Origin of the sequence: Pseudomonas sp. P9_2, assembly GCF_034008255.1 — a bacterium.
Taxonomy (GTDB): Bacteria; Pseudomonadota; Gammaproteobacteria; order Pseudomonadales; family Pseudomonadaceae; genus Aquipseudomonas; species Aquipseudomonas synxantha_A.
Map to the genome: position 1 here is coordinate 6,076,277 of NZ_CP125376.1, position 11,984 is coordinate 6,088,260.

Genomic DNA, 11,984 nt, shown 5'->3' on the forward strand with positions numbered 1-11,984 from the left:
AGGGGGTTTGCTCCCTCCCACATTTGCTTGTGTGTACAGGCTTACTGACGCGCCAGGCGCACGTTCAGGAACTGGGTATTTTCAGTACTGCGGTACGGATTGATATCCAACCCTCCCCGACGCACATACCGCGCATACACGGTCAATTTCTCCGGCTTGAGCAAGCGCTGCAAGTCCAGGAAGATCCGCTCCACGCACTGCTCATGGAAGTCCGAGTGCTGGCGAAAGCTGACGATATATTCCAGCAGGCTGGCGTGATCCAGCGCCGCGCCACGGTACTCCACCACCACACTGCCCCAATCGGGCTGGCTGGTCACCGGGCAGTTGGATTTGAGCAGGTGGCTGTGCACGCTCTCCTCAACAACACGCGAGTCATCACAGCGCAGCAGCTCCGGGCGCGGGTGCTCGTAGCTGCTGACATTGATATCCAGGCCGTCAATGCACGCACCCGGCAACGCCATCACACCTTCGGCCTCGATGTCGGCCAGGCTGCGGATGCGCACAGTCACCGGCTTGCCGGCTGCAAAGCTGAGGTCAGTGCGCAAGGTAGCTTCAAGGCTTGGCGTATCGGCAAACGCAGTCTGGTTCAGCGAGTTGAGGTACAGCTTGAACGACTTGGACTCGATGATGTTCGGCGAGTCCGCCGGAATGCTGAACTCACCGATGGCCACCACCGGCTTGCCCGACGGCAGCAACCAGGACAGTTCGAAGCAGTTCCAGAAATCCACGCCCTTGTACGGCAGGGTGTCGGCGCTCAGGCCCAGTTCGGCCCATTTGGCGGCGCGCGGAATCGGGAACAGCAACGAAGGCGTATAGGTAGAGATGTATTCACTGGACTTGCCCAGCGGCGAATGTTCGGCTGCGGGATGCATGGCGGAAACCTGGCTAAATAAACCGCGCCAGTCTACCAGCCTTTGCCCCCGCCCTTAACAAACGCCTCACTCAACGGTCAGTTTGCCGACCATGCCCGCCTGATAATGGCCGGGAAGGTTGCAAGCGAACTCCAGGCCAGTGGTCTTGGTGAAGGTCCACGTCAGTTCGGCCGTCTTGCCCGGCTCCACCAGCACACTGTTGGGATCGTCATGCTTCATGCCGCCCATATCGCCGTGGCCCATGGCGCTGTGGTCCATCTTGCCCATGCCGGTGGCGGTGAGCATGCCGCTGGCTTGCATCTGCAGCATCTCTTTCTGGTGAGCGGCATGCATTGCCGCGTCGCCCAGGTTGAATTCGTGGAGCAAGCGGCCTTTGTTGACCAGTACAAACCGCACGGTTTCACCGGCTTTTACGTCCAGGCTCTTGGGCTCGAAGGCAATGTCCTGCAGGGTGACTTCCACGGTACGCGTGGCCTTGGCTGCCGGAGCCGGCTGGCCGAACGCGTAACCATGAGCCGCATCCGCCAGCGCATTGAAGCTCAGCGCCAATAAGCAGCCCGCCGTTAACAGGGATGTACGCAACGCCATTTCTCACGCTCCAAAAATAGGTGACCAGCTTGGGCCGCACTTTAAGATAGCCTCGCTGCCAGCCAGCTGACTGCTAGATTACAACTTTGTCAGCTTGCGCCCATACCCTTGCGCCCACGGTATAAAGGCCCGCGCTTACCCCTTGCCAAGAGCCCGATATGAAACTGCTGATCGTCGAAGACCAACCCAAAACCGGCCACTATTTGCGTCAAGGCCTGGCCGAGGCTGGCTTTACCACCGAACTGGTGGCCGACGGCACGACCGGCCAGCACCTGGCGCTGAGCGGGGATTATGACTTGTTGATCCTCGATGTGATGCTTCCGGGCCGCGACGGCTGGCAGATCCTGCAGGCGGTGCGCAGCGCCGGCCTGGACATGCCGGTGCTGTTCCTCACCGCTCGCGATGCCGTGGAAGACCGCGTACATGGCCTGGAACTGGGCGCCGACGACTACCTGGTCAAGCCCTTCGCCTTTTCCGAACTGCTGGCCCGGGTGCGCACTTTGTTACGCCGTGGCAGCAGCACACCGCAGGAAACCACCCTGCAACTAGCCGACCTGCGCCTGGACCTGATCCGTCGCCGCGTCGAGCGCGACGGCCAGCGCATCGACCTCACCGCCAAGGAGTTTGCCCTGCTGGAAATGCTGCTGCGTCGCCAGGGCGAAGTACTGCCCAAGACGCTGATCGCGTCCCAGGTGTGGGACATGAATTTCGACAGCGACACCAACATCATCGAAGTGGCGATCCGTCGCCTGCGCCTGAAAGTCGACGATAACTTCCCCAACAAACTGATCCACACCGTGCGCGGCATGGGTTACGTGCTGGAGGAGCGCTTCACGTGATCAAGCGCCTGTCGCTGACCAGCCGCCTGGCGCTGCTGTTTGCCGCCTGCACGGCGGTGGTCTCGTTGATCGCCGGCGTACTGTTCAACCGCGCCAGCGAAGCGCACTTCGTCGAGCTGGACCAGCAACTGCTCGACAGCAAGCTGGTGGCCCTGCGCAGCGCCTTGCTGGGTGTCGACTCACGTGAAGCCTTTGCCCTGCGCGGCCCGCAATTGCGCGCAGAACTTGATCACCAGCCCGACTTCACCGTGCGCATTACGGCGGCCGACCAGCGCTGGGTGGACGGTGCACCGTACCTCAGCGTGCCCGCAGCACCCGGCCTGCACAGCCTGCAAAACGCCGGCACCGACTACCGTGTGTACAACGCGCCATTGACGCCCGGCCAACCCGGTTCGCCACAGCTGAGCCTGATACTGGACATCACCCACCACCAGCACTTCCTGGAGCATATGCAACGCTTGATCTGGCTGACCGTCGGCCTCTCGGCCCTGGCTACCGCCCTGCTCGGCGCCTGGGCTGCGCGCAGTGGGTTGCGACCGTTGCGCCGCATGGGCGAGGTGGCCGCCAGCGTATCCGCCCACTCGCTGACGCAACGCCTGCCCCAGGCGCAAATGCCGGTGGAGCTGGCGGAACTGGCCCAAGCCTTCAACGCCATGCTGGGGCGCCTGGACGACGCGTTCCAGCGCCTGTCGGCGTTCTCCGCCGATATCGCCCACGAGCTGCGCACGCCGCTGTCGAACCTGCTGACCCAGACCCAGGTGATTCTCACCCAGCCACGCCCACTGGAGGATTACCGCGAGGCGCTGCACAGCAACCTCGAAGAGTTGCAATGGATGGCGCAACTGGTCAACGACATGCTGTACCTGGCCAAGGCCGACCACGGCTTGCTGATGCCCAACCGTGAAGCCCTGGATCTGGGCGATGAGGTCGACGCACTGTTGGAGTTTTTTACCCTGCTGGCGGAGGACGCACAGGTCACGCTGGTACGCGAAGGCAGCGCCCATACGCTGGGCGATCGCGGCATGTTGCGCCGGGCCCTGTCGAACTTGCTCGATAACGCGCTGCGGTTTACCCCACCGAGCGGTGAAGTGCGGGTGCGGATAGAGAGTGGCGTGACACTGACAGTTGAGAACACCGGGGAAGGTATTCCTGCGCAGCTGTTGCCGCGGCTGTTTGACCGGTTCTACCGAGCCGACCCGTCAAGGCAGCCAGGCAGCAATGAACATGCGGGGCTGGGGTTGGCGATTACCCAGTCGATTGTGCGGGCGCATGGGGGGAGGATTTATTGTGAGTCGCAGGCGGGCTGGACAAGGTTTGTGATTGAGTTGCCCAAGGGAGATTGATGCAAGCTGGGCCGGCCCCATCGGGGGCAAGCCCCCTCCCACACTGGACCGCGTTTATTCAGGAACAATGAGGTCAAAATGTGGGAGGGGGCTTGCCCCCGATAGCGGTCTAAGGCCTTACGAATATCTCAAGGCATGGGCCGGCTCAATCTTCGCCGCCCGATACGCCGGGTAAATCGTCGCCAAGAAGCTCAGCACAAACCCCGCCGAGCAAATCAGCAACACGTCTCCACCTTGCAGCTCCGAAGGCAGGTTGCTGACAAAATACACATCCGAACTGAAGATATGCTGCCCGCTCACCCGCTCCAGCCAACCTACCAGTTCACTCACGTTCAGCGCCGCAATCACCCCCAGCACGCCGCCGATCAAGGTGCCGACCACGCCAATCACCGTGCCCTGCACCATGAAGATCGCCATGATCTGCCGAGGCGTGGCGCCGATGGTGCGCAGGATCGCGATGTCCGCGCCCTTGTCGTTCACCACCATGATCAACGTGGCGATGATGTTGAACGCAGCCACGGCGACGATCATCAGCAACAACAGACCGATCATGGTCTTTTCCATTTTCATCGCGCTGAACAGGCTGCCCTGGGTGTGAGTCCAGTCATCGGGCTTGTAGGCTGCGCCCAGGCTGGCGGCGATATCCGCCGAGACGGTCGGCGCTGCGTACAAGTCCTTCACCGCCAGGCGCACGCTTTGCACCTGGTTGGGCTGCCAATGCTGGATTTCTGCCGCGTCGGCCATGTGGATCAGGGCCATGGAGCCATCCAGCTCGGCGCCGACCTTGAAGATGCCCACCACGTTCAACCGCTGCATACGCGGGGTGATGCCGCCCGGCGCGCTGCTCAGTTCCGGGACGATCAGGGTCAGCTTGTCGCCCACGTTCAGGCGAAAGCGCCGCGCGGTGATATCGCCGACCACCACGCCAAACTCGCCGGGTTTGAGGTCGTCCAGTTTGCCGCGCACGATGTGCTGGGTCACGATCGACACCTTGCCTTCCTGGGCCGGGTCGACGCCGCTGATCTCGATCGGCTGCATGGCGCCCTTGTAGGAGAACATGCCGTCCATCTGGGTGAACGGTACCGCAGCTGTAACTTGCGGATTCTTCATCGCCGCGGCCGCCACCGGTTGCCAGTCATCAATCGGCTTTACGCCGACGATGGTGGCGTGGGGCACCATGCCGAGGATGCGCGAGCTCATTTCGCGCTGGAAGCCGTTCATTACCGACAGCACCACGATCATGGCCAATACGCCCAGGGCGAGGCCGATCATCGAGGTCATCGAGATAAACGAGACAAAACGGTTACGGCGCTTGGCGCGGGTATAGCGCGTGCCGATGAAAATGGATAACGGTCTGAACATTCGCGTACACCGCCTGAAAAAATGAAAAAGCCCGACGCCAGGCGCCAGGCTTGAAACAGGTCAGATGGCGACCAGGTGACCTTCCTGCAGGTGCAACACGCGGTCCATCTGCCGGGCCATGCTCATGTCATGGGTCACCACCAGGAACGCGGTGCGCATCTGGGTGCTCAGTTCCAGCATCAAGTCCTTGATGCCCTGGGCGGTGTGGGAGTCGAGGTTGCCGGTCGGCTCGTCGAGCATCACCAGGCCAGGGTTGTTCACCAGGGCGCGGGCAATCGCCACACGCTGGCGCTCACCGCCGGACAGTTCGGCCGGCTTGTGCTCCAGGCGATGGCCGAGGCCGACGCGCTCCAGCAAGGCGGTGGCACGTTGGCGCGCCTCCGGGATCGCGGTCTTGCCGATCAACAGCGGCATGCACACGTTTTCCAGGGCGGTGAATTCCGGCAGCAGGTGGTGGAACTGGTACACAAAGCCCAGCGAGCGGTTACGCAGTTGGCCACGGGCCTTTTCATTCAACGCCGACAGTTCTTCGCCGGCCAGCCATACGCTGCCCTGGGACGGCGTATCGAGGCCGCCCAACAGGTTCAGCAAGGTGCTTTTGCCGGAGCCGGAACTGCCGACGATCGCCACGCGTTCACCCGGATGCAGTTCCAGTTGCAGGTTCGACAGCACAACCACCGATTCCGGGCCTTCCTCGTAGGATTTGCCCAGGTTGCGGCAGCTCAGGATTGCTTTTTCACTCATGCCCGATTCACTCATAACGTAATGCCTGTGCTGGCTGGGTACGTGCCGCGCGCCAGGCTGGATACAGGGTGGCAAGGAAGCTCAGGACCAACGCGGCGCCGCCCACCATCAGCACGTCCTGGGTTTGCACCTGGGACGGCAAGTAGTCGATGAAGTAGACGTCAGCGTTGAGAAACTTGTGGCCGATCACTTTTTCAAGCAGGGCGATGGCGGCGCTGACGTTCAGAGCGGCCAGAATGCCCACCGCAGTACCGATCAGGGTGCCGACCACGCCAATCACGGTGCCCTGCACCATGAAGATCGCCATGATCTGCCCCGGCGTGGCGCCCAGGGTACGCAGGATGGCGATATCGCCCTTCTTGTCGTTCACTACCATCACCAGCGTGGAAATGATGTTGAACGCAGCCACGGCGACGATCAGCAGCAACAGCAGGCCGATCATGGCCTTCTCCATGCGGATGGCCTGGTAGAGGTTGCCGTGGGTACGGGTCCAGTCGCGGGCGTAATACTCGGATTCACCCAAGTGCTGGGCGATTTCCCAGGCGCCGCGCGGGGCGTCGAACAGGTCGTTGAACTTCAGCCGCAGGCCCTGCACCTGGTCCGGCTGCCAGCGATGCAGGCGGGCCAGGTCGGTAAGGTTGGTCAGGCCGATGTAACCGTCGATCTCGCCGGCGCCGACGTGGAAGGTGCCGACCACGGTAAAGCGCTTCATGCGCGGGAACATGCCGGCCGGGGTCACGGTGACTTCCGGAGCGACGAAGGTCAGCTTGTCGCCAACCCCCACACCGAGCTTGGCCGCCGCCTTGTCACCGATAACGATGCCGAAACTGCCGGGGGCCAGGTCGTCGAGCTTACCTTGCTGCATGAACTTGTCGATGATCGAGACGTGGCGTTCCTGGGCCGGGTCGATGGCATTGAGCAGGATCTTCTGCACCTTGCCGTCGTTGGTCAGCAACCCCTGCATCTGGGTAAACGGCGCGACCGCCACCACCTTGGGGTTCTGCTTGACCTTGGCGGCCAGGCTTTGCCAGTCGTTGATGGGCGCATCGCCCTCGATGGTCGCGTGGGGCACCATGCCCAGCACGCGGGTACGCATCTCATGATCGAAGCCGTTCATCACCGACAGCACCACGATCATCACGACCACGCCCAGGGCGAGACCGATCATCGAGGTCAAGGAAATGAACGACACAAAATGATTGCGACGCTTTGCACGGGTATAACGCGTGCCGATAAATACGAAGAGAGGTCTGAACATGTCGGGGCTTGTTCGGAGGAAAAGAAGACGTCCCGGTGGCGGGGTCTGGTAAGCAGCTTTACACTCAGACCATTACCGTTACCTGGGGTTCGCCATGTCGACATTAGATGAAGAAGAGCGCCGCGAATACTACCGTATCGACGACATGATCGCACTTCAAATCAGCACATTGTCTGGCCCCGAAGCGGCGAGCAAGGAAGTGTTGCTGGATGATTCGCCGCTATTCAATCTGCTCAGCGAACTGCACCTGAGCGAATTCGAAGCCCAGCACCTGCTGCGTCAGATCAGCGAGAAAGACCGCAGCCTGGCGGCCTTCCTCAAAGTGCAAAACAAGCGCCTGGACCTGCTCAGCCAGGTCATGGCCCGCGGCCTTCTGGCTGAAGTGGGCGCGCCGCAACCGGTGATTCTTTCCGAGGGCGGCATCGACTTCCAGCACCCTACCCCGCTGGCACCCGATACTCACCTGGCGGTCAAGCTTGTGCTGATGCCCCAGGCGCTCGGCCTGTTGCTGCGCGCGCGGGTGACCCATTGCGATCCCAAGGGCGACAGCTTTGATGTGGGCACGGAATTCGAATCCATGACCGATGCCCAACGCCAACTGCTGGCGCGCTACATCCTGCAAAAGCAGGCGCAGGAACGCCGTCTGGCGCGAGAGCAAAGCGACGACCTCTGAATACCTATTCATTCCGCCAGCGATCCTGGCGCAAAGGAGCAACTGTGACCCTGATCTACGGCCATCGCGGTGCCAAAGGCGAAGCACCGGAAAATACCCTGACCAGTTTTCAGGAATGCCTCAAGCACGGCGTACGCCGTTGCGAGCTGGACCTGCACCTGTCCATGGACGGCGAGCTGATGGTCATCCATGACCCGACCCTCAAGCGCACCGCCGACCGGCGCGGCAAGGTCGTCGAGTACTCGGCGGCTGATCTGGTGAAGATGGACGCGCGCAAAGGCGGCCCGGGTTGGGTCAGCCCGTGCCCGATCCCACGCCTGGAGGAGCTGTTCGAAAAGTGCGACTTCGATCACTGGCAACTGGAAGTCAAAAGCGCTTCACGCACTCGCGCTGCGACTACCGTGCTGGCGATCCGTGAGATGGCCGTACGCTTTGGCCTGATGGACAAGGTCACGGTGACGTCAAGCTCGCGGGAAGTGCTCAAGGCCGCCGTGGAACTCACCCCGGACCTGTCACGCGGCCTGGTCGCCGAATACGCCTGGCTCGACCCGTTGAAGGTCGCGCAGAACTATGGCTGTGAATACCTGGCATTGAACTGGACGTTATGCACCCCTGAGCGCCTGGAAAAAGCCCAGCGCCAGGGCCTGCACGTGTCCGTGTGGACAGTCAACGAACCCGCGCTGATGCGCAGGCTCGCCGACTTCGGCGTAGATAGCCTGATTACAGACTTTCCCGGTTTGGCCACTGCCACCCTCGGGAATTACTGAAATCGGTCTCCCCGGCCGGCTCAGGCCACCGGCCGGAGCCGCTCAAAAAAGCCGGTTGAGGCCGTCGTAGGCGGCAACCCGATAGGCTTCGGCCATGGTCGGGTAGTTGAAGGTGGTGTTGACGAAATACTTGAGGGTATTTTGTTCGCCCGGCTGGTTCATGATCGCCTGGCCGATGTGCACGATCTCCGAAGCCTGATAGCCGAAGCAATGCACGCCGAGGACTTCCAGGGTTTCACGGTGGAACAGGATCTTCAGCATGCCTTGCGGCTCACCGGCGATCTGCGCACGCGCCATGCTCTTGAAGAACGCCTTGCCCACTTCGTAAGGCACCTTGGCCTTGGTCAGTTCGTGCTCGTTCTTGCCGATAGAGCTGATCTCGGGAATCGTGTAGATCCCGGTCGGCACATCATTCACGTAGCGCCAGCTGCCGTTGTCGACAATGCTGCCAGCAGCCGAACGGCCCTGGTCATGGGCGGCACTGGCCAGGCTTGGCCAGCCGATCACGTCACCGGCACCGTAGATATTGGTTACGCAGGTGCGGTAGTTCTCGTCCACCTCGATCTGGCCACGGCTGTTGACCTTGACCCCGATATTTTCCATACCCAGCTTGTCGGTGTTGCCGGTACGGCCATTGCACCACAGCAAGGCGTCGGCCTTGATCTTCTTGCCGGACTTGAGGTGCAGGATCACACCGTTGTCCAGGCCTTCGACCCGCTCGTACTCTTCGTTGTGGCGCACGGTGATGTTGTTGTTGCTGAAGTGGTAGCTCAACGCCTGGGAAATTTCCGAGTCGAGGAAGCTCAGTAACTGGTCACGGTTGTCCACCAGCTCCACCAGTACACCCAGGCCGCTGAAGATCGAGGCGTATTCGCAGCCGATAACGCCGGCGCCATAGATGATCAGTTTGCGCGGGGTGTGGCCCAGGCTGAGGATGGTGTCGCTATCGTAGATACGCGGGTGGTGGAAATCGATGTCCGCCGGGCGATACGGGCGCGAACCGGTGGCGATGATGATGTGCTTGGCCACCAGCTTCTCAACCACGCCATTGGCGCAGACCACTTCGACGGTTTGCTCGTCGGCGAAACTGCCGGTGCCGAAGAACAGGTCGACGCGGTTACGGGCGTAGTAGCCGGTGCGCGAGGCGACTTGTTTGGAAATGACTTTTTCAGCGCTTTTCAGTACGTCCGGGAACGAGAACCAGCGCGGCTCACCAATGGCCCGGAACATCGGGTTGGTATTGAACTGCATGATCTGGCGCACGGAGTGACGCAACGCCTTGGACGGGATGGTACCCAGGTGGGTGCAGTTACCGCCGACCTGGCGACGGCTATCGACCATCGCCACCTTGCGCCCTGCTTTGGCAGCGTTCATCGCCGCACCTTCTCCAGCCGGGCCGGAACCCAGTACCACCACGTCGTAGTTGTAGACAGCCATGCGTACTCCTCAGAACAGGCCAGGCGTACAGTTGGACGCCGGGCTAAATCATGCCGCGGCCAGCGGTCATGAAGGACAATTTGGCTCAAGTGTGTGAACCGGGGCACAGTCTATAGAAGGCCGAGCGCCGCGAACATTAACCCTTGGTCGCGTCGTAGGCCAGTGTTGCCATACTACAGGACGCAAATTAGCGCCGATTTCAGGATGAGCATTATGCGACAACTCTTATCTGTTTAATGTGTCGACTGAGCCATCGCTATCGGGAGCAAGTCGAATCGTCGCACCGCCCCTCCCACATTCTGATCTGCAAATACATTCAAATGTGGGAGGGGGCTTGCTCCCGAAGAGGCCCTACCCAGCAACACAAAACCCACAGGCATGAAAAAGCCCCGAACCAGTCGGGGCTTTCTCATTCAGCCCAAAGGCTTAGCGCGGGAACGCAGGCGGGTTGACCCCAGCCATGTCTTCCATCACGCGAACCACCTGGCAGCTGTAGCCAAACTCGTTGTCGTACCACACGTACAGCACAACACGGTTGTCCTGGGTGATGGTCGCTTCAGCGTCCACCACACCGGCGTGGCGCGAGCCAACGAAGTCGGTGGAGACCACTTCCTGCGAGTTGACGAAGTCGATTTGCTTGTGCAGATCGGAGTGCAGCGCCATGTAGCGCAGGTACTCGTTCATCTCTTCACGGGTGGCTGCTTTCTCAAGGTTGAGGTTGAGAATGGCCATCGACACGTTCGGCGTCGGTACACGGATCGCGTTACCGGTCAGCTTGCCGGCCAGCTCAGGCAGGGCCTTGGCAGCAGCGGTGGCAGCACCGGTCTCGGTGATCACCATGTTCAACGCGGCGCTACGGCCACGGCGATCGCCCTTGTGGAAGTTGTCGATCAGGTTCTGGTCGTTGGTGTACGAGTGAACGGTTTCAACGTGGCCGTTGACGATGCCGAACTTGTCATTCACAGCTTTGAGCACCGGCACGATGGCGTTGGTGGTGCAGGAAGCGGCTGACACGATCTTGTCGTCAGCGGTGATTTCAGCGTGGTTGATGCCGTGCACGATGTTCTTGAGCTTGCCTTTGCCAGGCGCGGTCAACACGACACGGTCGATACCCGGGCAAGCCAGGTGCTGGCCCAGGCCCTCGGCATCACGCCATACGCCGGTGTTGTCCACCAGCAGGGCGTCCTGGATGCCGTACTGGGTGTAATCCACCTCGGTCGGGTTCTTCGCGTAGATCACCTGAATCAGGTTACCGTTGGCGGTGATGGTGTTGTTTTCTTCGTCAATGGTGATGGTGCCGTTGAACGAGCCGTGTACCGAATCGCGACGCAGCAGGCTGGCGCGTTTGGTCAGGTCGTTTTCGGCGCCTTTGCGCACCACGATGGCACGCAGGCGCAGGCCGTCACCGCCACCGGTTTTCTCGATCAGGATGCGCGCCAGCAGGCGGCCGATACGGCCGAAGCCGTACAGCACCACGTCGGTGCCTTTGCGGGCCGCGGCGTTTTGCTGGCCAACCACATCGGCCATTTCTTCACGCACGAACTGCTCGGCACTGCGGCCGGCGCCTTCCTTGCGGAATTTGTAGGCCAACTTGCCCAGGTCTACCGAGGCCGCGCCGAGCTTGAGCTCGCTCATGGCTTTAAGCAGTGGGAATGTTTCGTGGACGGAGAGTTCGCTGTCGTCGGCGGAGCGATGGCGCGCAAAGCGGTGAGCTTTGAGAATCGCGATGACAGACTGGTTGATCAGGCTGCGGCCATAGATCGAGCTCACCACATTGTTATTGCGGTACAGCTGGCCGATAAGCGGAATCATCGCTTCTGCGAGTGCTTCACGGTCGATCCATTCACCAAGACACTGGTCGGGCTTCTGAGTCACGGGAACCTTCCACATGTAGGGGCAGAAAAAAGGGGCTACATTATGTCGCCCGACTGGCCGTTGAGCAATGCGCTAGGGGCAACAAAAAGCCCTTGCAAAAAAATACCGTCGCGCTACAGCCCAGTAAATACGCGGGTTCCAGAAGGCCACTAGTCCAGCGCCATCGCCGACTTGTCCGTAACCCTCCTAAACATTCGCGCATTTTGGCACTACATATTGAGTCAAA

General features: G+C 61.0%; 11 protein-coding genes. 4 read left to right on the forward strand and 7 right to left on the reverse strand.

What is annotated here, in order from left to right; translation table 11 throughout:
• Positions 1–41: 41 nt before the first annotated feature.
• Both queF and QMK52_RS26675 read right to left on the reverse strand, forming a co-directional pair.
• Positions 42–872 carry an NADPH-dependent 7-cyano-7-deazaguanine reductase QueF gene (gene queF / locus QMK52_RS26670; protein ID WP_005786200.1) on the reverse strand — a complete coding sequence of 277 codons (831 nt, stop codon included), beginning with the start codon at positions 870–872 and terminating at the stop codon, positions 42–44.
• Between the two features lie 66 nt (positions 873–938).
• Positions 939–1,460, reverse strand: a complete 522-nt coding sequence (locus tag QMK52_RS26675; RefSeq protein WP_122735645.1) for a plastocyanin/azurin family copper-binding protein — start codon at positions 1,458–1,460, stop codon at positions 939–941.
• A 158-nt stretch (positions 1,461–1,618) separates the two neighbouring features.
• On the opposite strand from QMK52_RS26675, the gene QMK52_RS26680 reads away from it, so the two are divergent.
• Together QMK52_RS26680 and QMK52_RS26685 are read left to right on the forward strand one after the other, a co-directional pair.
• Positions 1,619–2,299 (forward strand): heavy metal response regulator transcription factor, encoded by a 681-nt coding sequence (locus QMK52_RS26680; RefSeq protein ID WP_005786195.1) that lies wholly within the window; start codon positions 1,619–1,621, stop codon positions 2,297–2,299.
• Positions 2,296–3,642: a heavy metal sensor histidine kinase gene (locus QMK52_RS26685; protein WP_320403683.1), complete on the forward strand. Its 1,347-nt coding sequence runs from the start codon at positions 2,296–2,298 to the stop codon at positions 3,640–3,642. The genes QMK52_RS26680 and QMK52_RS26685 overlap by 4 nt, the downstream gene beginning before the upstream one ends.
• A gap of 117 nt (positions 3,643–3,759) precedes the next feature.
• Here QMK52_RS26685 and QMK52_RS26690 read toward each other — a convergent pair whose 3' ends face one another.
• The 3 genes from QMK52_RS26690 to QMK52_RS26700 are packed head-to-tail and all read right to left on the reverse strand — an operon-like array spanning position 3,760 to position 7,006.
• On the reverse strand, positions 3,760–5,004 hold the full coding sequence (locus QMK52_RS26690; RefSeq protein ID WP_320403684.1) for a lipoprotein-releasing ABC transporter permease subunit: 1,245 nt from the start codon (positions 5,002–5,004) through the stop codon (positions 3,760–3,762).
• Positions 5,005–5,064: 60 nt separating this feature from the next.
• On the reverse strand, positions 5,065–5,748 hold the full coding sequence (gene lolD / locus QMK52_RS26695; RefSeq protein WP_019818240.1) for a lipoprotein-releasing ABC transporter ATP-binding protein LolD: 684 nt from the start codon (positions 5,746–5,748) through the stop codon (positions 5,065–5,067).
• 7 nt (positions 5,749–5,755) lie between these two features.
• Positions 5,756–7,006 (reverse strand): lipoprotein-releasing ABC transporter permease subunit, encoded by a 1,251-nt coding sequence (locus tag QMK52_RS26700; RefSeq protein ID WP_005786187.1) that lies wholly within the window; start codon positions 7,004–7,006, stop codon positions 5,756–5,758.
• 94 nt (positions 7,007–7,100) lie between these two features.
• Between QMK52_RS26700 and QMK52_RS26705 the strand changes: the two genes are divergently transcribed.
• Both QMK52_RS26705 and QMK52_RS26710 read left to right on the forward strand, forming a co-directional pair.
• Entirely contained in the window at positions 7,101–7,679 is a 579-nt protein-coding gene (locus QMK52_RS26705) for a PilZ domain-containing protein (protein ID WP_194440310.1), read from the forward strand.
• Positions 7,680–7,723: 44 nt separating this feature from the next.
• Positions 7,724–8,446, forward strand: coding sequence for a glycerophosphodiester phosphodiesterase (locus QMK52_RS26710; RefSeq protein ID WP_003172585.1), 723 nt, complete (start codon positions 7,724–7,726; stop codon positions 8,444–8,446).
• A gap of 42 nt (positions 8,447–8,488) precedes the next feature.
• Here the strand turns inward: QMK52_RS26710 and sthA are convergent, their stop codons facing one another.
• Positions 8,489–9,883: a Si-specific NAD(P)(+) transhydrogenase gene (gene sthA / locus QMK52_RS26715; RefSeq protein WP_005786183.1), complete on the reverse strand. Its 1,395-nt coding sequence runs from the start codon at positions 9,881–9,883 to the stop codon at positions 8,489–8,491.
• A gap of 426 nt (positions 9,884–10,309) precedes the next feature.
• On the reverse strand, positions 10,310–11,773 hold the full coding sequence (locus QMK52_RS26720; protein WP_032803369.1) for a glyceraldehyde-3-phosphate dehydrogenase: 1,464 nt from the start codon (positions 11,771–11,773) through the stop codon (positions 10,310–10,312).
• Positions 11,774–11,984: the final 211 nt, after the last annotated feature.